Annotated in this window: 18 protein-coding genes; 3 read left to right on the plus strand and 15 right to left on the minus strand. The window is 51.3% G+C overall.

Features of this window, described 5'->3' with window-relative positions; translation table 11 throughout:
• Positions 1-7: 7 nt before the first annotated feature.
• The 15 genes from LBJ36_06565 to LBJ36_06635 all read right to left on the minus strand — a co-directional run bounded on the left by LBJ36_06565 (position 8) and on the right by LBJ36_06635 (position 17,927).
• The gene (locus tag LBJ36_06565; GenBank protein ID MDR1378701.1) at positions 8-1,063 is read right to left on the minus strand and encodes a rod shape-determining protein; all 1,056 of its coding nucleotides are present in this window, start codon (positions 1,061-1,063) and stop codon (positions 8-10) included.
• A 114-nt stretch (positions 1,064-1,177) separates the two neighbouring features.
• Positions 1,178-1,822, minus strand: a complete 645-nt coding sequence (locus LBJ36_06570) for an MBL fold metallo-hydrolase (GenBank protein MDR1378702.1) — start codon at positions 1,820-1,822, stop codon at positions 1,178-1,180.
• 13 nt (positions 1,823-1,835) lie between these two features.
• Positions 1,836-2,300, minus strand: coding sequence for a D-tyrosyl-tRNA(Tyr) deacylase (dtd, locus tag LBJ36_06575; GenBank protein ID MDR1378703.1), 465 nt, complete (start codon positions 2,298-2,300; stop codon positions 1,836-1,838).
• A gap of 165 nt (positions 2,301-2,465) precedes the next feature.
• Complete coding sequence (locus tag LBJ36_06580; protein MDR1378704.1) at positions 2,466-2,579, minus strand: transposase; 114 nt, start codon at positions 2,577-2,579, stop codon at positions 2,466-2,468.
• 859 nt (positions 2,580-3,438) lie between these two features.
• The gene (locus LBJ36_06585; GenBank protein MDR1378705.1) at positions 3,439-5,733 is read right to left on the minus strand and encodes a bifunctional (p)ppGpp synthetase/guanosine-3',5'-bis(diphosphate) 3'-pyrophosphohydrolase; all 2,295 of its coding nucleotides are present in this window, start codon (positions 5,731-5,733) and stop codon (positions 3,439-3,441) included.
• Between the two features lie 5 nt (positions 5,734-5,738).
• On the minus strand, positions 5,739-7,382 hold the full coding sequence (locus tag LBJ36_06590; GenBank protein ID MDR1378706.1) for a DHH family phosphoesterase: 1,644 nt from the start codon (positions 7,380-7,382) through the stop codon (positions 5,739-5,741).
• A 40-nt stretch (positions 7,383-7,422) separates the two neighbouring features.
• On the minus strand, positions 7,423-7,953 hold the full coding sequence (gene tadA, locus LBJ36_06595; GenBank protein MDR1378707.1) for a tRNA adenosine(34) deaminase TadA: 531 nt from the start codon (positions 7,951-7,953) through the stop codon (positions 7,423-7,425).
• On the minus strand, positions 7,937-8,707 hold the full coding sequence (locus LBJ36_06600; protein MDR1378708.1) for an endonuclease III: 771 nt from the start codon (positions 8,705-8,707) through the stop codon (positions 7,937-7,939). The genes tadA and LBJ36_06600 overlap by 17 nt, the downstream gene beginning before the upstream one ends.
• A gap of 62 nt (positions 8,708-8,769) precedes the next feature.
• Entirely contained in the window at positions 8,770-10,866 is a 2,097-nt protein-coding gene (gene fusA, locus LBJ36_06605) for an elongation factor G (protein ID MDR1378709.1), read from the minus strand.
• Between the two features lie 142 nt (positions 10,867-11,008).
• Positions 11,009-12,535, minus strand: coding sequence for an Asp-tRNA(Asn)/Glu-tRNA(Gln) amidotransferase subunit GatB (gene gatB / locus LBJ36_06610; GenBank protein ID MDR1378710.1), 1,527 nt, complete (start codon positions 12,533-12,535; stop codon positions 11,009-11,011).
• A 2-nt stretch (positions 12,536-12,537) separates the two neighbouring features.
• Entirely contained in the window at positions 12,538-14,058 is a 1,521-nt protein-coding gene (gatA, locus tag LBJ36_06615; protein MDR1378711.1) for an Asp-tRNA(Asn)/Glu-tRNA(Gln) amidotransferase subunit GatA, read from the minus strand.
• 3 nt (positions 14,059-14,061) lie between these two features.
• Positions 14,062-14,397 carry an Asp-tRNA(Asn)/Glu-tRNA(Gln) amidotransferase subunit GatC gene (gene gatC / locus LBJ36_06620; protein MDR1378712.1) on the minus strand — a complete coding sequence of 112 codons (336 nt, stop codon included), beginning with the start codon at positions 14,395-14,397 and terminating at the stop codon, positions 14,062-14,064.
• 601 nt (positions 14,398-14,998) lie between these two features.
• On the minus strand, positions 14,999-15,580 hold the full coding sequence (locus LBJ36_06625) for an HD domain-containing protein (protein MDR1378713.1): 582 nt from the start codon (positions 15,578-15,580) through the stop codon (positions 14,999-15,001).
• Positions 15,561-16,736, minus strand: a complete 1,176-nt coding sequence (locus tag LBJ36_06630; protein MDR1378714.1) for a putative DNA binding domain-containing protein — start codon at positions 16,734-16,736, stop codon at positions 15,561-15,563. Before LBJ36_06630 ends, LBJ36_06625 begins: the two co-directional genes overlap by 20 nt.
• A gap of 24 nt (positions 16,737-16,760) precedes the next feature.
• Positions 16,761-17,927, minus strand: a complete 1,167-nt coding sequence (locus tag LBJ36_06635; protein ID MDR1378715.1) for an AAA family ATPase — start codon at positions 17,925-17,927, stop codon at positions 16,761-16,763.
• 512 nt (positions 17,928-18,439) lie between these two features.
• On the opposite strand from LBJ36_06635, the gene LBJ36_06640 reads away from it, so the two are divergent.
• The 3 genes from LBJ36_06640 to LBJ36_06650 all read left to right on the plus strand — a co-directional run bounded on the left by LBJ36_06640 (position 18,440) and on the right by LBJ36_06650 (position 22,017).
• Positions 18,440-19,567 carry an iron-containing alcohol dehydrogenase gene (locus LBJ36_06640; protein ID MDR1378716.1) on the plus strand — a complete coding sequence of 376 codons (1,128 nt, stop codon included), beginning with the start codon at positions 18,440-18,442 and terminating at the stop codon, positions 19,565-19,567.
• A 157-nt stretch (positions 19,568-19,724) separates the two neighbouring features.
• Positions 19,725-21,278: an S-layer homology domain-containing protein gene (locus tag LBJ36_06645; GenBank protein ID MDR1378717.1), complete on the plus strand. Its 1,554-nt coding sequence runs from the start codon at positions 19,725-19,727 to the stop codon at positions 21,276-21,278.
• A 589-nt stretch (positions 21,279-21,867) separates the two neighbouring features.
• Entirely contained in the window at positions 21,868-22,017 is a 150-nt protein-coding gene (locus tag LBJ36_06650; GenBank protein ID MDR1378718.1) for a hypothetical protein, read from the plus strand.
• Positions 22,018-22,080: the final 63 nt, after the last annotated feature.

Here is a 22,080-nt window from a genome sequence, read left to right on the forward strand (position 1 = left end):
ACCTGCGTTAACGGGCTCCCCGCTCCACAGACATGAGGACGCGCCGCATCGCCCCGAGATTTTCTAAAATTTTGCCCACTCCCAACGCCACTGAGAAAAGTGGATTTTCCGCCACGATGACAGGTGTGTTGATAGCCCTGGCAAGCCGTTCGGCAAAACCCTTCATGAGCGCCACACCTCCGGAAAGGACCACCCCTTGGTCCACAATATCTTTCGCCAGCTCAGGAGGCGTCTTTTCCAAGGCCACCTTGACCATATCTTCAATACGCAAAAAAATCGGGTCCAGGGCCTCCCGGACTTCGACGGAGGAAACCATGTCGATTTTGGGCAGGCCATCCGTCAAATCCCGTCCCTTGACTGCCATCTCCAGCTCTAGAGAAAGGGGTAAGGCCGAACCGATGGTATTTTTGACCTCCTCCGCCGTGGTTTCCCCTATGAAAAGAGCATAGCGCTGGCGCAGCATGGCGATGATGGCGTTGTCCATATCTTTGCCCGCTGTGCGAAGGGAGCTGGTCACCACGATGCCCCCTAAAGAAATGACGGATACTTCGCTGGTCCCGCCGCCCACGTCGACGATCATGCAGCCTCGCGGCTCGCTGATGGGCAATCCCACCCCCAAGGCTGCCGAAATCGGTTCGTCCACCACGTATGCCTCGCTGGCTCCAGCTCCCAGAGTGGCATCGACCACGGCCTTGCGTTCCACTTCCGTGATCTCGGCAGGCACCGATATGACCACGCGCGGATGGGACATAAACGACTTCCCCCCGTTGGCTTTACGCAAACAATACCGTATCAGCTCCTCGGTCATATCGAAGTTGGCGATAACGCCGTCTTGGAGCGGACATATGGCCTGTACCCCCGTGGGAGTCTTGCCGGCCATGGATTTCGCCTCGCGCCCCACCGCGATGACTTCGATTCCTCCCCCCCGCGGCAACTTGCGCACAGCCACAGTAGAAGGTTCACTAATAACGATGCCCTCGTCTTTTACGTACACCACAATGTTGCTGGTTCCCAGATCTATTCCCACGTCAAGTCCCAAAATTCCGGAAAGGTACTTGAACATCCTACCTCATCACCTCAAAAAGCCTCAAAAAACTCGGCAAAAAAGCTCCTTTGCCGACTCGATGCCTCGTTTTATATTCTTCAAAGCGCTTTCTCGCGCCTCGAGGCCAGCGCCTCAAGGCCAAAAGGGATTGCTTTCCCGCTCCTGTCCTATAGTTGTGCCCGGTCCATGCCCAGGGAGAACCACCAGGTCGTCCGGCAATGTCGCCAGTTTTCGTAGCGACGTAAAAAGCGTAGAGGAGTCTCCACCGGGTAGATCCGTTCTTCCAACACTTTGCGCGAACAGCGTATCGCCCGATATCAAAACGCTCTTTTCCCCCAAGCAAATAAGATAACATACACTACCCCGGGTGTGCCCCGGGGTCTCCATGACTTTTATCTCGAATTGCCCCACAGAGAGAACGTCTCCCTCTGAAACCGTCTTGAAATCCTCAATACCTTCGCACTCCAAGCCCAGAGCCCTCCGCATTTCCTCAGGAGGCGCCTTCAGGAGAGGGGCGTCCTCCAGGGCAATGTAAATAGCGTTTCCCACCAAAGGAACGAGAGCCTCGATCCCCGCGATATGGTCCAAGTGCCCGTGAGTAAGCAACACCGCCGAGAGCGTCAAATGATTACGCGTCAGGTATTCGAGAACTTCCCTCGGGTCCCCTCCAGGATCGACGAAAAAGGCTACCCCCTCCCCGTCGAAAAAAAGATAACCGTTAGTCCACAGCGACCCTAAAGGGAAACGCTTGTAGCTTATATCGCCTTTCGTGTTCATAATTCTTTCATCCTTATTCTTTCATCCTTCCCATATCCGCGCACGTGTCTATCATCAAAGTGACGGGACCGTCGTTGACGATTTCCACCACCATGTGAGTCTGGAACGTTCCACACGCCGCCTTTACACCCCGAAGCCTCACTCGCTCCATAAAATACTCGTACAGGCGCTTTCCCTCTTCAGAGGAGGCCGCCTCCACAAAGGATGGACGACGTCCTTTACGGCAGTTGCCATAAAGGGTAAACTGGGAGACAATCAAGGCGCTTCCTCCGATCTCCAAAAGAGAGCGATTCATCTTTCCCGCTTCATCCTCGAAGATTCTCAAGTTTACTATTTTATCAGCCAGCCATTCGGCATCACGTTCGGCATCTCCCACTCCGACGCCCAACAGTATACATAACCCTCCACTAATCTCGCCGACGACATTTCCTTCCACAGAAACGCAAGATCGGGTGACCCTTTGCACCACAGCACGCATTTTATCCTCTCTGCTACTGAAAACTTATACAAATGTGTAATAGTCCAGATTTTGCCTTCTTCATCCTTCCTTCTTCATCCTTCCTTCTTTCGACAAAGCTACTCAAGTTTGTACGGAAGTCCAAAGGCTTAAATTCCCGTGTAACTCACGGTACATCGCTTTACACTATAAGTTCATAGCCGCGTTCAAATCGCGGTCTATTTTCAACCCGCATTCTTGGCAGATATAGACACGGTCCCCGAGCTTCAAATCCTTCTTTATAGCCCCACATAGCCCCACGATCTTTATAGCCCCACAATCTTTATAGTCCCACAATTCGAGCACATCTTCGATGAGGGAAAAAAGATGAGGGAAAAAATCGGTCAGCAGCTCGAAGCTCTATGTTGTGCCTCTTGCATTTCTCAGCCAACTTTGTTTCAAAACAGTAAAAATTCTGTTCCGCTGTGGCCTTTGAGAGATGCTTGTTTTTCATCATTCCAAGAATATTAAGTCCTCGATTGTGATATAGGCAGGCTTGGTCATCACTAGTACAGAGACTATTTTGTTGATATAGTCTTTTCTTACACAATCAAGTCTGTAGTAGGTTTTCTGGACTTTAATACGCTATTTGTCTAGGTTCGCAAATTTTCCAGTAGCAGGTTTCACCTTCTTTCTATAATTAATTTTTGAAAAAATTTACGTTGTTCTCGTTTAAGACCGCGTTTTAATTTCTTATTCCATCGGATAACCCAACAGGTATATACCTATACTCTTTCAGCTTTACCCAGCCTAGGGTGAGTATCTTGATTCGATGCCGCCACGCTTCCGTGTTCTTTTCATTGTTACAAAGTCATTGTTACGAAGTCATTGTTCCGAAGAACATAAAAGCCGGTGTCGCTACTATGTTTCCTCCTAAATTTTGGAAATCCTTTCTTCGTCTTGAAAAACCGTTTGCAAGCTAAGTCAGCATTAATAATAGTCTGCTTTATTGACATACTCCCACGACTAAAGTTGTGGGATTCTAAGATCGACAAAGACAGCCAACTGAAACCGGTCTTACGTCTTTTCCTTTAAGAGTGGATGCCCCCACTCTGAGAATATTTACAGCCGCAGTAAAACTAGAAGCAATCTCCTTCTCGATCAATCGAGACTAGCGGACTCATCCCCGGCTTACCTCCATCATACCCCTGACACCGTTCAGTTTGCCGGTAATCTCGTAAAGGTGCTCCAGGTTTCTTACCCTGAGCTCTATTTTGATGCGCACCAGTGTATTATCCACAATCGAGACTTTCATTCCCTGGATACTCCCGTTGGCTTGCCCGATAACTTGAGCCACGTCACGAACCAAATCTCCCCTGTCTATGGCTTCCGCCTTGATTCGCGTCGTGTAAAATTTTCCTGAGCCCGAAGAGGTATTCCAACTGACGTGGACGACTCGCCCCATCTGAGCGTTGAGAATGTTGAGGCAATCCATCCGATGGACGGTAATCCCTCTCACGCGAGTGGTATAACCCACGATAGCGTCGCCCGGAACGGGTTCGCAGCAATTTGCCCGCACCACTTGCACACCTTCATACCCCTCTACGAGAATATCCAGATCAGGTCGTTTGGGCCGATTAGAGAGAATAGATTCGAGATCGTCGGAAGGATTGTGACGTTGCAGGTCAGCCAAAGCCAATTTTTGCGCCACGGTACTGGGCCCGGCGGAGCCCGACCCTATGGCCACCAGTAAATCTTCTTTACCCATCAGTCCCAGATCGCGGGCGACTTTATTGAGAGAAGGGGAAAACTCCTCCACGTCGTTTGTGGCAATTCCCCGTTTTTTCAGTTCTCTTTCCAGTGATTCCCAACCCCGCGTCAGCTTCTCCTCGCGGTCCGTCTTTTCGATCTGTCGAAAGTAGTTGCGTATTTTACTACGGGTTTTGGTGCTCTTGGCGATCTGCATCCAATCTCGAGAAGGGGCGCCTTGAGGAGAGGTGATGACCTTAACGATGTCTCCGTTCTTCACCTCCGTGTTCAGGGGAACGATACGATTGTTGATTCTGGCTCCGACGCAACGGTTCCCCACCTCGGTGTGCACAGCATAAGCGAAGTCGATGGTCGTGGCCCCCTTGGGCAACACCAAGGCTTTGCCCTGAGGCGTGAAAGCGTACACATCCGAAGTCAGGACGTCGCTCTTCAAAAGATCAAGAAAATCTTCCGGATCGTGTCCTTCCTGTTCCCCCTCCAGGGCCTGGCGCACCCACATTAGCTTCGCGTCCAGGTTGCTGGCCGACACTCCGCCTGACTTGTAAAGCCAGTGAGCGGCGATGCCGTATTCCGCCAGTCGGTTCATCTCCTTAGTGCGTATCTGAACCTCCATCGGCGCTTCGAAGGCCATGACGGTCGTGTGTAACGATTGGTACATGTTGTTTTTAGGGTTTGCGATGTAATCGTCGAATTGTCCAGGAATGGGGACCCATAGGGAATGCACGATGCCCAAGACCGCGTAGCACGTCGAAATGTCGTCCACTAAAACCCGTATAGCCAAAAGATCGTAAAGCTCGTCGAAGGAGATTTTTTTCCTTTCCATTTTTTCGTAAATACTGTAAAAATGTTTCGCGCGACCTTTGATTTTACAGGGAATGTTGTGTTCGGCAAGCCGGGCTTCCAGCTTCGCTATCCCCTCCTGAATGACCTTCTCCCGCTCAGGGAGCTTTCTGCGAACCCTGCGGCGGATGTCGTTATAGATCTCCGGTTGGAGGTATTTGAAGGCCAGGTCCTCCAAGTCCCTTTTTATTTGATAAATACCTAAACGATGAGCGAGAGGCGCGAAAATCTCCAGGGTCTCCCGGGAGATGCGCTTCTGTTTTTCCGGTCTGAAAATGGCTAGCGTTCTCATATTGTGCAACCTATCCGCCAGCTTGATCAGGACCACGCGAATGTCCCGCGCCATGACGATGAACATTTTACGCAGGTTTTCGGCTTGATATCCTTCCTGGGACATAAAAGGCAATTTCCCCAGTTTTGTGACGCCGTCCACCAAGGTCACCACTTCTTCCCCAAAAATGGCGGACAGCTCAGGGGCTGTCGTCTCAGTGTCCTCCAGGACATCATGGAGCAATGCGGCGCACAGCGCCGCTGAGTCGCTCTGCATTTCCGCCAAAATCACCGCCACGTTGAGGGTGTGTACCACATAAGGGTCTCCTGTTGATCTTTTTTGAAGGACGTGAGCCTCACCCGCGTAGAGAAACGCCTTGCCTACCTGAGTGAGCTGTGAGGAAGAAAGATAGGCGACGGTTTTTGTCCACAATTCGTGCCAAACGTTTTTAACAGACTCCGTTTTACAGTCGTCTGGCAAACGAGTAAAAAACGAGTCTCTGAGTTGAGACATTTCCTTTGACTCGTTATTCGCCGAAAGTTCGGGAACGCTGTTCAGGATGGATTTCATTTCGGCAGGTCCAAAACTGGACATGGCTGTCACTTCTCGCCCTCAACAACGTAGTCCAACACAAATTGAACACGCTCTTCGTTGCGCCAATAGTCGACGCGCGGATGGTAAATCCAACCCGTCACGCCGGAGGCGCCCCCGAGATCGGGCGCGGCATTGAAGGCCAGTAGGCGCGTATCGTCCACAACGACGGAGCAATGTTTGCCGTCTTTGCCTAGAGGAAGAATCCGATCCGCTTCGTGCCTCGCCTTGTAAAAGTAAGGACAGGGATTGTCGTTGCCGAAGGGGCCCAAGTCTCCCACCGCCCGCCAGTCCCCGAGGCTGATTTGAGCCGGCGAAAGAGTGATGGCCTTGATGACTTCCTCCTCGACCTCGATATTAGACAAAAGCGCCTCCAGACTTTTTTCCACCTCCGCCCAACGGTCCGACGACACGGAAAAACCGGCGGCGTATCGATGCCCTCCCCAGGCTTCCAAGTTCTCCGAAATGGAACTCAAAATTCCCACGGCGTTGCCCCCCGCGGGAACGCGTAATGTACCGCGTATTTTGCCTTTTACAGGCGCAGCCAGCACTACCGGACTGTGCCTCATGCCGCATATGCGGCTAGCGACGCCGCTCAAAACTCCCACCGGCCACTCGTGGTCGAACATCACGTGACGCTCTTCACTTTTGGATTCGCGGATCTCGTTGGCGATTCGCTCAGAAAGCATCTGCCGCCTTTTGTTGGCCTTGACCAAGTCGTTGACGTAAGCATAAAGTTCGCCAATTCCAAGAAGCGCTTTGACTGAGACATCCGCGCACCCGATCCGGCCCGGCGCGTTCAAACAAGGGATGACCCGCATGGACAGTTGCTCCTCCGACAGGGTTTGTTGGGTGACACCCAATTTATCGAATAAGGCGGCAAGGCCCCTTCTGGGATTGTTGCGCATCAAAGCCAAGCCATTCCGCACGATGGCACGGTTCAGGACGTTGAGGGGCATACAGTCGGAGATAGTCGCCAAAGCCGCCAAGTCCAGTACGTAACGTAACCAGGAACGAGGAACGATTTCCTCCTTCCAAGCCCAGCTCCAGAGTACTGCTGTGGCGCAAAGTTTTTTCGCCATTTCATCGCCGTCGGCGCAGGGGTTGACCGTCATGGGGAAAAAAGAATCGCGCGCGCTCACCGAGTGATGATCGAAAACAAACACGTCCACGCCTCGTTTTTCGAGAGAACGCAAAAGATCTGCATCGTTAGTGCCGCAATCGACGACCACCAAAGTATTACAACCACCCTCGGTCAGCCGGTCCAATACGGATGAATGGAGCCCGTAACCTTGCGTGTCGCGGCGGGGAATGAAATAACGAACACCTAGGGCCTTGTGGCGAAAGATCTCCATAGCCAACACCGTTGAGGCAACCCCGTCCACATCGTAATCTCCATAAACAACAACATTCCCCAAAGAGCACTTGGACCGCCATTTTTTCGCGGCCTCGAGGCTGGCGGTTCCCAGGTTCAAAGCGTCCATCAACTCCTCGAACCGAGGCTTCAGCCACGCTTGAGCGAAGTCCACATCCGAACGCTTGTTTTCATGGCACATCTCGAATACCATTGCCGTCAGCTCTGAACAGGACAACTTCCTCGCCAGGTCTCTTGTGAGGTCTCCAATTTCGTAAAGTTTCAGATTCGAATTCAAACATGTCGACAACAAGACGTTCAATCCCTCTCCGTGCCGATTATAATCTATATCGCAGAACGTCTTCGTTCCGATTCAAATTTTCCGACTCAAATTTTTTCCTACGACGTCTCGACTCGAAATATTCTCTGAGAACGGCCGCACAATGATTTTCCAGCACGCCCCCCCATACCCCGCATCGATGGTTGAGTCGAATGTCGCAAAGCAAATTATACAGAGATCCAGCCGCGCCGGCACGGGGATCTTTCGCCCCAAAAAAGACGTTGCGTATACGGGCGTTGATACAAGCTCCCGCGCACATAGGACAAGGTTCCAGCGTCACGTAAAGATCACAACCTCTCAGGTTCCAGCTCCCGATTCGTTCCGCGGCCGCGCGTATCGCTCGCATTTCCGCGTGAGCCGTCGGATCGATAGTTTTTGTGTTCGAACTTCTCGCCAAGATCTCTTTTGATCTCACCAACACTGCACCAACAGGAACATCTCCTCGGACCAAAGCCTCTTTCGCCGCGAGAAGCGCCTGGAACATAAAATAATCTTCGTTCATTATTATACGCTTATACGCTTTCGGCATCGGGACCCGCGAAAATCTGTTTCGCGTAAAAAGAACAGAGCCTCGCCGCGACGCACGTCCGGCAAAGTGGGTTGCGGGCCTTGCAGATGGCCCTACCGTGCTCGATAATGTTAATATGCCCGCCCAGGTAACGAGAAGGTTCGACTTGACGCTCCAGCAGCGCGCAAATAGCCTCGGCTGGCGTTTTATTGGGCACGAATCCCACACGCTGGCAAATCCTGGCGATATGCGTATCCACGGGAAAGGCCGGGAGGCGCATGTCAAACAGGAGCACGCAGGCCGCCGTCTTCTCCCCTACTCCGGGCAAAGACAAAAGATAGCTCCGCGCCTCGTCCCGACCTTTTTCGACGAGAGGTAAAATCGAATAACGCCCGAAGTCCCTCAAAACGATTTCCAAAATCTCCAGTATGCGCTTGGTCTTGGTCGGGGCGAGCCCGGCGGGGCGCACCGCCTTTTCCACAGCCTCATACCCCGCGGCAGCGGCCACTTCCCAGGTGGGACAGCGGTCTTTCAAGCGGGAAAAAGCCACATCCCGGTTCCGGTCATTCGTGTGCTGGGAAAGCACGGTGAGAATCAGACCATCTAGAGGTTCCGAATGGGCAAAATCGCGGGGAATCGCCTCATTATGCCACTGGCTCTCCAACAGGTCCAAAACGTCGGAGACCCATTGTCCCAAGTTCTTCGGCAACACCACTCCAAGAGACGGCGAACGGTTCAACGTGCAATCATCCGCCGCCCTCTGAAGATCTCTCATATCTGAAGATCTTTCATATCTGAAGATCTTTCATAATAGAATGACTATTCCTCATAGAATGACTATTCCTCTTCTTCTTCCTGTTTGTGGGCAGCGATGACCTTCTTGGCGATGTCGCCCGGAACTTCCTCGTAATGAGAAGGCTCCATAGAGAAACTCCCCTGGCCCGAGGTCATGGAGCGCAAAATGATCGCGTAACGAAACATCTCTGCCAAAGGAACTTGGGCCTTCACCACCTGGAGCCGTCCTCGGGCCTCCATGCCCATAATGCGTCCCCTCCGGCTGTTGAAATCGCCCATCACATCCCCCATGTACTGATCGGGAACAATGACCTCCACGTTCATGATCGGCTCTAGAAGCACTGGGGACGCGTCCAGGATGCCCTTTTTAAAGGAAAGCCGGGTGGCAAGTTTGAAAGACATCTCCGAACTGTCCACGTCGTGATAAGACCCGAAGAAAAGCTCCGCCTTGAAGTCCACCACGGGAAAACCGGCCAAGGGTCCCTTCTCCATATACTCATGAAGGCCCTTCTCCACCGCGGGGATGTAGTTCTTCGGCACGGCGCCGCCCACGATCTTGTCCATAAACTCGAACCCAATGCCCCGTTCCTGGGGGATGTAGCGGATGCTGACGTCGCCGTATTGCCCATGGCCGCCGCTCTGTTTTTTGTGCTTCCCCTGAGCCTCGGAGGTCTTTTTGATCGTCTCCCGATAGGGAACCTGGGGTGTACGCGTATCTAAATCGACACCGTAGCGTTCTTTCATCTTCGCCAGGACGATGTCGATGTGCAGGTCTCCCATACCAGACAGAACATTGTCGTGGGTTTCCGGGTTTTTCTCGAAAGTCAGGCTGCGGTCCTCCTCCAGAGTCTTGGTGATGGCGTTACCCAGCTTGTCCTCGTCCGCTCGAGTTTTCGCGATTACGGCCACACTGTAGACCGGCAAGGGAAATTCGATGTGAGGGAACAGGTATGAGGCGCCGCCCTTCGTCGCCAGCGTGTGCCCCACCTTGGTGCTCTGAAGTTTCGGGATCGCCACGACGTCGCCGGCGATGATCTCCTTCACATCCTTGCCATCTTTGCCCGTCATGAATTTGAAGGTACTGACGCGTTCGTCCTCACCTTTCTTCACGTTGTAGATGTTGTTGCCCTCGGAGGACAGAGTGCCGGAATAGACCCGTATAAACGACAGCTTGCCCACATAGGGATCGACCATCACCTTGAAACAAAGGGCGGAGAAGGGCGCTGCGACATCGGGCACGATCTCGATCAGACTCTTGTCGGAGTCGGATTTTTCGGCTTTGACGGGACCGTGATCTATGGGCGAGGGGAAATAGTCCACGACGAAGTCTAACAACTGATGTACCCCTACGTTGGTTGCCGCCGCCCCCGCCAGAACAGGGTAAATACGGCGTTTCGCAATGGCGGCTCGAACCACCTTCACCAAGTCTTCGTCGCTTATGGGCTCCTCTTCCAAGTAGCGTTCCATCAAAGCGTCGTCCATTTCCACGGCTGCCTCCAACAAGGCTTCTTTCGCCGCTGCCACCGCATCAGCCATATCCATGGGAATGTCCTCTTCCACAAATTTGCCGCTGCCGTCCAGGTTGTAGGTGTACGCCTTGCCCTTCAGCACGTGGACAATCCCTTTAAAGGAGGCCTCGGCTCCAATGGGTAGAAACACGGGAAGCGCGTTGTTCGAGAATTGCTCTTTTATGTCATCCAATACCTTATCGAAATCGGCGTTTTCTCGGTCCATTTTGGAGATATAGAAAATTACGGGAGAGGCGTTTTCCGTCGCGTACTCCCAGGCCCGCCCGGTCTGAACTTCGACGCCGCCCACCGCGCTGACTAGGAGCAACGACGCGTCAGCCACGCGAATGGCGGCGCTCATTTCACCTGTAAAGTCCGCGAAACCAGGGGCGTCCAGCGCGAAGAGAGTCTTGCCTCCTCGCTCCAGAGTCATGAGCGAGGTTCCTATCGAGATCTGACGTTTCTGTTCCTCCGAGCTGAAATCGCTGACAGTGTTGCCCGATTCCGTTTTTCCCATACGGGAAATTTGTCCGTTATCAAAAAGCATGGCCTCCGCCAAGGTGGTTTTTCCGGCTCCGCCGTGGGCCACCAGCGCAAAACTTCTCGTGTTCTCAGGTTGACGTGATCCCATAATCTCCAACTACCTCCTCTTGATTCCGGGACGCCCCCAAAGGACGCGCACCGGGGGTCGCGAATAGAAAAGCGATTACAAAAAAATCACAAAAAAATATGCCCCCGGTCTCTTCGTTATAAAAGAAATCGGGGGCAACACCTCATTTCAGAAGAACCTTGATGGCAGCCTCAATCACGGCGGCCACCTCCTCGGGTCGGGCTTGTCCTTTTGTCTCCCGCATGACCAAACCCTGCAAAAACTTGAGCTTTTTGCCCTTGACGTCTTTACCGGCCTTGATCTCCTCGATCACGTCAGGATTAGCCGCGAGAGTCGCGCGCGCCAAATCGCTTAACACGTCAGCCTTCACGCCTCCCTCCGACGCGCCGCTCTTTGTCAGCGCCTCGTCCAAGGAAAGTCCCTCCAGCATGTTCTCGAAGACGCTTTTAGCCAGAGTCGTGGAAATCTTACCCCCATCGACGCGGATAAGCAACTCTGCCAAAGCCTCGGGTTTTACGGCGAGTTCCTCCGCCCCCATCTGCTTATCGTTCTGTCTCTCATTCTGTCTCTGATTTTGTCTCTCATTGAGAGTCCGCAGAATTTCCGTGCGCACCCAATTACTCGCCCGAGCCGGGTTTGCCCCAGCGGTGACACAAGCCTCGAAATACTGTGCAACGTCCCGAGAGTCCGCCAATATCGCCGCGTCCACCTCGGAAAGACCCCACTCTTCCACGTAACGTCGAAGTTTTTCGTCCGGCATTTCGGGTAAGGCCGCGCGCGTGTTTTCTACCCACTCCGGAGAGACTACCAGGGGCGGCAGATCCGGCTCCACGATGAACTTGCGGTAAAATTCTTTCACCCGCGAAGCCATGGTCGTTTCCTTCGCGTCGTTCCAATGGCGGGTTTCCTGCAACACCTCTCCGCCCTCCGTCAGAATTTTTGACTGGCGCTTTACTTCGTACTCAATGGCCCGTTCCAGGGCACGGAAGGAGTTCATGTTCTTAACCTCAACCCTACGACCCCAGCGCCCATCCGAACATTTGACCGACACATTGGCGTCAAAACGCATCATGCCCTTTTCCAGATCCGCGTCCGACGCGCCGCAGTAACGTACCCGCCGCCGCAACGCCGTCGCGTACTCCACGGCCTCCCGAGCCGAGGAGATATCCGGCTCCGAAACGATCTCCGCTAAGGGTAACCCCGAACGATTGTAATCCACGTAGGACGTAGCCGCTCCCTCCAGCCTTCCATCCGCGGCACTGTGGTGGAGCTTGCCCACGTCTTCCTCCAAGTGCAGGCGCGTGATGCGGATCCTTTTCGGGTTGCCCGCGTCGTCTTTGATCATGAGATAGCCCTTTTCCGCGATGGGCAGGTCGCTCTGGGTGATCTGATGTCCCTTGGGCAAGTCGGGGTAATAATAAGATTTACGGAAAAAATACGTCGTCGGTTGTATCCCGCAATTCAACGCCATTCCCGCCAGCATCCCCTGCTGGACCACGGTCTCGTTCAATACGGGCATAGAGCCGGGCAGCCCCATACAAACAGGACAGATGTGCGAGTTGGGCGCGTCATGGGTGTAATCCGCCGAACAGGAACAAAAGATCTTGGACTTGGTCTTCAACTGTATGTGAATCTCGATGCCTATGACTGGCGTGAAGGTGAGAGCATCACCGCTTGTTTTATCGGACATGGTCAAATTCCTCCTCTCGCGATTTGAGGAGCGCCTAAAACTTTTTGCAACTCGAAGGCGATGTCGAGAAGATTTTTGTCGCTCCACCGAGGCCCGACAAGCTGCAATCCCACGGGAAGTCCCGACGTGGGCTCGCTGGGAAAGCCCGGCACGGGCCCGCTGTCTCGCGCGTAGCCTGTGCAAAACGAAAGTCCCGGCAACCCCGCCATATTGACAGGCAGGGTATAGAGGTCCGACTCGTAGCCCTTCATCGCGTCCTCGTCCGACTCTCCGATTTTCTCCGGTAGTGAGGGAGTTACGGGCTGAAGGATGGCGTCCACCTTCTCAAAGGCTTTTCCGAACTCGGCGGCAATCAACGTGCGTACCCGCGTGGCCGCCACGTAGTACTCCTCGCTGCGAACCGGTTCGGTCAGGCAAGTTCCCGCGATGATCCGGGACTTCACCTCACTACCAAAACCTTGAGAGCGCACTTGCTCGAACATATCCTTCAAACTCGTCGCCGTGTTCACCATGAGTCCATAACGTACCCCGTCGTAACGCGCCAAGTTTGTGTGAGCTTCCGAGGCCGCGATGGCGTAATAACACGCCACAGCATAACGAGCCACCGTCGGCAATGACACCTCGGAAATCTCAGCCCCTCCTTCCTCCATGACGCGTAAAACGCGTCTCATGGCGTCCGCGATAGGCGGATCCAGGGTGAAGTCCTGAAAATCCTTGACCAAAGCGATACGTTTGCCCTTCAAGTTCACATTGCCATTTTTGTCTCCCATAGGAAGGGAAAAATCGATGTTGCCTTTGGCGACGCTTGTGGAATCTTTGAGGTCATGGTGAGCTAAAATTTGCATCGCCAGCGCCATGTCCTCTAAATCGCGGGTGAAAGGACCGATTTGGTCCAAGGAGGAGCCATAGGCGATCAATCCGTAACGACTCACCAGACCATAAGTGGGTTTTAGTCCGTAAATGCCGCAATAAGACGCTGGCTGACGAATAGACCCTCCCGTGTCACTGCCTAGAGCGAGGGGCGTATAGGCCGCGGCCACACTGGCCGCGCTACCGCCTGAACTACCTCCCGGCACCCGGGAAAGGTCCCACGGATTCGCCGTAGGACCGAAGGCCGAGGTGCCGGTGGTGTTTCCCATAGCGAACTCATCCATATTGGCTTTACCCAGAAGCACAGCCCCCTCGGAAGAAAGCAACCTCCATACTGTGGCATCATAAGGAGGGGACCAATACCCCAAAATGCGGCTTCCCGCCGTGGTGCGTATGCCATGAGTGCACATGTTGTCCTTAAGGATCACCGGGACACCGGCCAAAAGTCCCATCTCCTCGCCTCGCGCGATGCCCGCGTCCACCTCTCTGGCCTGAGCTCGTCCGGAATCGGCTGTCACGGTGATAAGAGCGGACAACTTGCTTTCACAAGCGATAGTTCGGTCTAAACACTCATTAAAAACATCGAGGGCCGTAAACTTCTTTGCTCGAACGCCCGCCGCGATTTCGTGTACTCCCAGTGCGTGAAACTCCATAATCTACGCCCCCATAGCCGGCTCGCAAGACACGTCACGATTCCCCACGGCGTCCTCCACAATACGCGGAACTTTGAAAAAGGAACCCATGTCTCTCGTCCGTTCAGCCAAGATATCTTTCGCGTCGGGAAACACCGCCGGAACGTCCTTTCTCAAGGGGCACACGTTGGTTTCCGCGAAACAGAAAGGTTCAACGTCTTTCAGGTCGAGCTCCTTGAACCTGTCTACCATCTCCAGGAAGTTGTTGATGTAGCGCACCGCTCCGACCAGCTCCGCGTCTGTCAAAGAAAGCCGCGCCTCATCCGCGATGGCGCGTACATCGTCTTCGCCTAACTTCATTTTCGCACTTCCCTTCAGTTACTTTTATAAATAGAAAGATTATAACAGTCGGGGCCTTTCTCCAAAATACCCTCGCTCACTCTCAAAAGACATGAACAATAACATGCGATAATTCAATATACCCAAAGCGGGAAGAGGGAAGTCCAAACGACTGGATCCGCTGTCTTTGCCGCTTCTCCTCCAAAATGCGCTTCAGGCCCTTTACGGGAATTACGAGAAAGTGTTCGGTGAGTGGGAAAAAAATCAAAATACTGTTCCGCCCCTGAGTGACTGACATAAATTCATTAAGATAAAGTGGCACATTGAACGATATTCCTGAAATACCACTTTGGATTTTTTAACCTGTACCGTTTTATAGATTCTTTTCTTCCTCATGGCTAATTCCTCCGCCGCGAGTGGTCAAGTAGACATGAGTCCATCCGGCTCCGCACGGGATGAGTTCTATTTCTAAGGGACAATCTCATTTTTGAAGCCGTATTTTTCGATTTTCCTTTAAGATATTCTAATGAGATATTTAATGAGATATTTAATGAGATATTCAATGAGATATTCTAATGAGATATTTAATGAGATATTCTAATGAGATATTCTAATGAGATATTCAATCTAAGCAATACTTCTCGTATTCGTCTATTTTCCTTGCTAATCGTTTCGCGAGATAACGATTGCCTTTCCGCAAAGCGTCATGAATTAGTTCCGCTTCCTCGCGGTAATGGGCGATCTTATCGAGTGACCAGCTTTTCGGTGGTTTTTGGAGGTTCGTGATTCTGTCCGCCAATTTTACCGCCCAGGCTTCTTTTGGGCACTCTTTTATCCGCGCAAGAGAATCATTCATGCGTTCAGATTTCGGCAAAGACTCGTTTTTCGTCAATCCAGCGACGCAATAGGCTACATTCTTTCCGAAGATACTTGTCAAATCTGCATCCTTCGTTTCCGTGTCCTCCAAAACATCGTGTAATAAAGAGACTTGGATGGCAAGCTCAAGATTGAAGTTTTTCGTATGTTGTCCGGCTATCAAAATTTCCATGCAAACGTTGCTCAAATGCACGACGTAAGGAATGTCGGATTCCGGAAGCATTTGATTTCGCAAAGCGTGGCGGCCAGCGGCGTATAAAAGGGTTTTTTGATAGATAGTTTGTATTCCGACATTCCCATCGTCCATTTCAATCACCGCGTTTTCCAAAATAATCTTGTCCTCGTCTCAAAGTTACCTTGAACAAATTCCCTTCTCGGTCATCGACGAAGTCTATGTGAGGATATTTTGCCAAAGCCCTAATGATTCCGGATCCATAGCCGCGATAAGGCAGTACATGGTTTGCGAAAGACGCCAATGTCGGATTTCGCGCGTTAGAGTTTCCCGATTTGATGTTTTCAATGGTTAAATTATTGGGTAAGTGTCCAGGGCTGATTATTTCGACACGGTTGGAAAACACGAACACCCGTACAGGCGCTGAGATAAAATAATCACGATGGATCAAAGCATTGGAAACCAGCTCTTCAATGGATTCCACGGAAATCTCCGGTTTGCCTACGCTGTTTATACCTTGCTCGTCTTGGATATGGTGGAGATTTGAGACAATAAAAGCGACGGTCTGATAGAAAACATCGGATAATTTTCCCGTAATATCGCGGCTGTCATTGTAGTGAATTGTAGCGAGATCGTTCGCCTCAAAGGCTCCCGCTTTGACAATAAAAACAGGAAGTTTATACTGCGGTGATTTCGCAAAAAGCAATGCGCAACATATATTCAAGGAACCATTCTTCAATAAGTTCATGTTTTCCAGAATATTTGGCAACGACAAAATTTGATCGTCCAGAGTTTCGCCAAACCGTTTTTGAAAAAAATCCTTAAAATAATCCAGATCCAAATCGGCGACGGTAACTCCAGAAACCGGAATTTCATCCGCGTGAATCCGTGCGGATTTTTGAAACATCCGTTGTATTTCATCACGGGAAGTCGCCTTTCTTTTGTCCAAACCGTTTTTCACCCAAAACACGCCGTTCTTGTCTTGATAAGGCTTGTTGATGCCGGCCGGCACTTCGACAACCATGACAAGACCGTTGCCCGTTTTGATATTTTCGGTTACCGGATTGATAGCGGGCTGGACATTTTGACTGGCGGCATTGGAGATCATTTGGTTCAACCGCCGGATATCTTCACCGGTCAACCCCGTAACGACACCGCTATCGTCCACACCAATAAAGATTCGCCCTCCGCCGCCATTGCTGAATGCGATGAACTCGGCGGTCAGCGCGTCGGAATTGTTGAGGTTTTTTTTGAACTGATGGCGACTGTTTTCTCCGCGCTCCAGGATAGCAAGCAGTTCTATGGCTTCCATATCCGATAAATCTCCTTCCTCCGTTTAAACGCCTCTTGACCGCCTTCCATCTCGTTTTCGCGTTGTCCCAGCACAAACAAATTTGAAAACATCGGTGTTTTCTTTCCAAATGCGTCGGATTTGGAAAGACTGGCCATGACGGTCGGTGGCGTCGATTACAACTTTTCCGCCGCTTCCAAGCGTCCATGCCACCAGCTTTTGTTTGTATTCTCGATCATGAGCATTCGCTTCGAGCCGGATGTCTAGGGCATAGCGCAAGGCTTCGAGAACGGAGGACTTGCCGCTACCGCGAATGCCGATGAGCACGTTGAGTTCCGGTGAAAATCGGATTGTCTCGCCATCCAGCATCCCACCCTCAAAGCGGATTTGCCGAATATGTGAATTTGTGCGTTTCGGCACGTTCTTCAAACGCAGACGGTTTTCGTGATCAATCAACGCGAATTTGACCGCTTCAAAAGTAAACGCACCAAGTTTAAGAAAACATCTTTCTCCTGCGCCGATTTCATCAATTTTTTTCGGGTCGCTGCCTTCGACTTCCGCGGGATAGGCTTTGCCAAGCCAGTCTTTTACTTTAGTTCGGCATTTGGCGTCTGGTTTGTCGTGAGTGCTGACTTTTTGAAACCCAAGCGCGCGGTGTTTGAAAAAATCGTCTTGTCCAAGTTCCCGCAATCGCCCGCCATCTAATGCGGTCCACAATCCGCTGGACTGCTCGACGTGGGCAAAAACAAGAAAAAAATCTTTATGGTAGTCTTCGAGCTTTTTGATAGTATTCATTAAGTTCAGAGAACTTCTACCATTTTTACTCTCATAATTCGCGGGAATCTTACCCTCAAACGCCACGTTTAAGAATGGGTTGATGTGATTCTGTCCGTTTTTCAGCCATTCATCGGAGAACACGATAAGCGTGTGGATACCATTCGCGCCATCATTGACAGACAACTCAATGCCGGGTAGCAGGAAGATGTTTTGTTTTTTTGCTGTACTGCTCAATGCCTTGAATTCTTCAAAGTCGAACTTGTTGTGATTTGTGATAATGCCGATGCCGATGTCGGCATTCGCCAATGCGTCCACATAAGAAGAAAAATAAAAATTCTCTTCGCCTGTATAGACAAATTCTTTGTCTGCTTTGGTATGCAGGTGAAAATCCGCGCGACACCACGTCGCGCCATTTTGAAAAGCATCATTTTTCATATGGCATCACCTTTGTCTCAGTAAGATTTCCGCACTACTCATCGCGATGTCCGCGCCTTTCGCACACCTCTTGACCGCTTTGGCTGTCTTGTCGATGAATTTCGTCTTGCGCTCTCGCGCTATAATAACTGCTCAGCCGCGTTGTCGTTCGCATTCCTAAATGTGACCGCCATTACGCTCATGAACGCGTCGCCCGCGATGCCCTATTACGCTACTGCCGACCGTTATATCCTCAAGACGCGCCATTGTTGTGCTTCATTTTATAGTCATGTATGCTTATTTTATGAGATATTATAATATTCCATGCATCAGACGTCCAATTTCCGGACACTTTCGCGATCATGAGATTTTCATACTCACTTATCCAGCAATAGGGAAATCAGCTATATTAACAATTTTTGTCGAGAAGTCACTGATATTGATTTACGTTTTTTCGGGGGTTACACCATTAATAAAAACAATTAAAGTAACTCAAAGAATACAGAATCGCAAACACGTGAGGGGGATATAAAATGCTGAAGGACATGAAAGCGTTGGACGATTTTATCCAGGCCCCCAAGTGGTGGCGAACAGAGATTCCAAGCGAAATAGTTCTGTCAAAAAACGGAGTGGGAGATTTTTTCGGTCTGTTGCGCGAGAGAAAAAGCAAGCCCTTTTTCATTTTGGACAAGGCCCTGGCCAAGCAAGAAAAGTTTGCGCCGATACTGGAACAAGACGGAAAATATCTATTTTTATTCGACGCGACAGCCTCGGAACCAAAAACTAGAGACGTGGATTTTCTGGTGAAAACAATCCGAGATAACGATCTGGATCCCGATGTGATCGTTGGCGTGGGCGGAGGCGGCACCATGGATTTGGCCAAAGCGACCGGCATCTGCTTGAAGAACCCCAAGTCCGCCGCGGAGTATCAAGGTTGGGGTTTCGATATGTTACCGGGGGTCGACGCTTGGGTTATGCCGACTTTGAATGGAACAGGGGCGGAGCTAACGCCCATCGCCGTGCTGAGAGGGCCTGAAAAGAAGCTGGGCATCAACACGCTCCACGTCGCCCCAAAGCTCGCTGTCGTAGATCCTCAATTGTCCGAAGGAGCCAGAAAATTCAACCGATTTTTCACGATGATGGATTGCTACTTCCATCACTACGAGATCAGCCGCAGCAAGACTAGCGAACCCGACGCCATTCAAGACGCCAAGGACGGTCTGGAGCTTTCCCGGAGCGTTCTTTCCCAAGATCTGTCCCAGTACGACCTGGACACGGCCGTCCGCTCCGCGCGAGCTTCCATCCTTGGAAGCAGCAGCACCATCGGAGGCCGGGTCGGGGCCAGTCACGCCATATCTTATGGTCTGAGCAACTCCAGCCCCACATTGCCTCATAGCGTGGCGGTGACGATCTCCATGCTGGGGCTCGTCGATCTTTACAGGGACAGCGGATATGAAGAAACTCTTCGATATCTCCACATCAACAAAATCCCTATTCCCAAAGCCAGAGACTATGGCATCGACACCTTGCAAATCGACAAAATGGTCAAGACGGCCCTGGGTTTGAGTAAACTCTGGTTGAGTCATTTCGGTGGTAAATGGGAGAAAACAGTCACGCAGGATTTTCTGCGCGATATTTACACCAAAATCATCGCCAGCTAGATCAATTTTTCTAAAAAATCAACGGCAATACACTGAAATTCCCTTCTAGACGGGACGAATTTCGGTGTATTCTTAATATCTAGTTGAGTTTGCGCTTACAAACTTTATGCTACAATACTCAAGAGATTGTTTACAAAACATCAAGGAGGTCTTTGTGGTGGGTGTAAAAGTAGTAAGCGTTGCAAAAAGAAGCGGAGTCTTTTTATTCTGTGTGTGTGTGGTGTTTTTGTGGGCGACGCCAAGTTTGGCCGCTATAAATCCCTTTATGGACGTGCCCTTGAATCACTGGTCCTACGACGCGATTGGTCAGTTGGCGGCGCGCGGTGTTTTGTCTGGCTACCCGGATGGCACGTACAAGGGCAGGCAGCCGACAACGCGCTATGAAATGGCGTCCGCTTTGGCCCGCGCCCTTGCCCTCGTCGATCTCACGAAAGCCGAGAAGCGGGATATAGAGACGCTCAAGAGGCTGGTTGTCGAGTTCAAAGACGAGCTGGACGCGTTGGGTGTAAGAATGGACCAACTGGACAAGCGAATTTCGGTGGTGGAGGATCGTTTGGGCGGCTGGCAGATCACCGGGGAACTACGGTTGGACATCGATAGCTGGGATAGCGATCTCGCCAACGGGACGTCTTCTCTGTCGATGGGACGTCTCGAATTTCAACGGTGGTTCGGGGAAGACGAGGGCCTTTTTCTCTTCGCGCGTGTAGACGCAACCGATGATGGAATCACCTATGACAAATTTTACGTTGATGTTCCGTTTTTCTGGGACTCGACGGTGACGGTGGGACGTTTCGACCGAGATTTCGAGGGCGACTATCGTTTCCAAACCGGCGGAGCTACGGATATCGCCAACGAGGCTTGGCTTACTGATCGCACGGTGGACGGCCTCGGCTTCTCCAAATCTTTTGCCTTGGGTTCTGTCAATGCCTACGTGGCGCGCCCGGACGACTTGCCGAGCTGGAACATGGACGAGTCCCTCAGTCTGTGGGAGCTGGCGGCTCTGGCTCAGTTGCAGTTCACGGAGCGATTTGGCTTCGACTTGGGGGTTCAGGCGCTTTTCGGTGATGGTTCCTCGATTGTGCGCCTGGATGATAACACCGAATACGCGGCCAATCACCTGTGGACGATTTTCGGCGGGTTGCGTTTCGACTTCAGCCCCAACATCGCGCTCAGGGGGATTTACTACTATCAGGACAAAGATGCGGAGCAGAGCATCGACGGCGCTGATTGGATGGACCTCGATCTGGACAGCGCCAGCGCGTGGAAGGTCATCGTCGACATCAAACAGGATCTCCTCCAGTTCACGAGTCTGTGGTTGGAATACGGCTACCTGGACGGGGATTTCTTCCTGACCTATAACAACACGGCGCTAACGTTGGCGGATGAGGGCGCGTGGAATACCGTCGACGGCGGCGCGGCTTTTATGGGGTACGACACGAAAATTTGGCGAGTGGGCGCTCTACAGGAGTGGAACGAAAAGTGGCATACTTGGCTCTATGTAGCGGGTCACACGCTGGACAACGTGGGGCCTGCGGCGGCGCCCCGAGACGCCAAAATGACCCAGTGGGGGTTGGGCGTGGAGTATCTTTACAACGAAAACGTCACCTTCGCTTTAGGTTACCTCAACGTGGACTGGAACGACGACGCTGAAACAGTCGGCGGTTACACGGATGACCACATTATCCGGTTCAGGACCGCGGTGACGTTCTAGCTCTGGACTCCATAGCAGTACCAGCTTTTTCCCTAAGACCTAAGAGTGGATGTTCCCACTCTGTGAAAAGAGCAAAAAGCTCTGATTTTTGTGTGGCGTTGAATATTTTACGTTCGGGACTTCTCCGAACAACCGCGTATATCCAGTTTTCAAGATTCAATGCCGCAGGATTTTATCTTTATCCCATGTCGGCGGAAATATTGTAACGCAAGACAGAGCTAAACCGTATCTGCCTTCGTATCTGCCTTCGTATCTGCCTTCGGCGGATGTTCCTTATATCTTCGTCATATCTTCGTCCTGAAGGACGGGGTTTTATGGAACAACGGATGAAAAAAGGCCCCTAGATGGGGCCTTTGATTATTTTATGTTGACTGCCGTCCTGTGTATGTACGGAATTCCGTATCTATCCGTTCTGTTTTTACGAATATAACATATAAATATAATATACTACTAAATATATATACTACGGTTCTGGTACATTTTGAATTTACTTTAATCCCGTAAATGCGAAATAATCTATCTCTTTATAAATCTTTATTTTAACATGGGTTGTTGCGTTTGTCAATAGAAGATTTGAATCCCAAAAATCTTGCCGCCCGTCTCCCGATCTTCCGACGGCGTGGACAGTTATCGGATGAAAAAGAAGCAGGGTCTCATCGATAAATTACTCGGTTTTTTCGAGAAATATTTTGGGTTCAACCTGATGTGCGTTTGCATGTTCTCGACGATACTCGTATAATTCCTACGAAAATAGATTGAGTTCTTGTTTTCATCGCTCATCACTTTACCATGGTCAGTCGGG

The organism is Synergistaceae bacterium (genome assembly GCA_031267575.1).
GTDB lineage: Bacteria > Synergistota > Synergistia > Synergistales > Aminobacteriaceae > JAIRYN01.

What these genes read in the sequence shown, in the direction of transcription:
- gatB (MDR1378710.1), bottom strand. Translation starts at nt 12,535, where the DNA reads ATGTCCGATAAAACAAGCGGTGATGCTCTCACCTTCACGCCAGTCATA.
- dtd (MDR1378703.1), bottom strand. Translation starts at nt 2,300, where the DNA reads ATGCGTGCTGTGGTGCAAAGGGTCACCCGATCTTGCGTTTCTGTGGAA.
- LBJ36_06570 (MDR1378702.1), bottom strand. Translation starts at nt 1,822, where the DNA reads ATGAACACGAAAGGCGATATAAGCTACAAGCGTTTCCCTTTAGGGTCG.
- tadA (MDR1378707.1), bottom strand. Translation starts at nt 7,953, where the DNA reads ATGCCGAAAGCGTATAAGCGTATAATAATGAACGAAGATTATTTTATG.
- LBJ36_06600 (MDR1378708.1), bottom strand. Translation starts at nt 8,707, where the DNA reads ATGAGAGATCTTCAGAGGGCGGCGGATGATTGCACGTTGAACCGTTCG.
- LBJ36_06630 (MDR1378714.1), bottom strand. Translation starts at nt 16,736, where the DNA reads ATGGAAGCCATAGAACTGCTTGCTATCCTGGAGCGCGGAGAAAACAGT.
- LBJ36_06640 (MDR1378716.1), top strand. Translation starts at nt 18,440, where the DNA reads ATGCTGAAGGACATGAAAGCGTTGGACGATTTTATCCAGGCCCCCAAG.
- fusA (MDR1378709.1), bottom strand. Translation starts at nt 10,866, where the DNA reads ATGGGATCACGTCAACCTGAGAACACGAGAAGTTTTGCGCTGGTGGCC.
- gatC (MDR1378712.1), bottom strand. Translation starts at nt 14,397, where the DNA reads ATGAAGTTAGGCGAAGACGATGTACGCGCCATCGCGGATGAGGCGCGG.
- LBJ36_06585 (MDR1378705.1), bottom strand. Translation starts at nt 5,733, where the DNA reads ATGTCCAGTTTTGGACCTGCCGAAATGAAATCCATCCTGAACAGCGTT.
- gatA (MDR1378711.1), bottom strand. Translation starts at nt 14,058, where the DNA reads ATGGAGTTTCACGCACTGGGAGTACACGAAATCGCGGCGGGCGTTCGA.
- LBJ36_06565 (MDR1378701.1), bottom strand. Translation starts at nt 1,063, where the DNA reads ATGTTCAAGTACCTTTCCGGAATTTTGGGACTTGACGTGGGAATAGAT.
- LBJ36_06635 (MDR1378715.1), bottom strand. Translation starts at nt 17,927, where the DNA reads ATGAAAAATGATGCTTTTCAAAATGGCGCGACGTGGTGTCGCGCGGAT.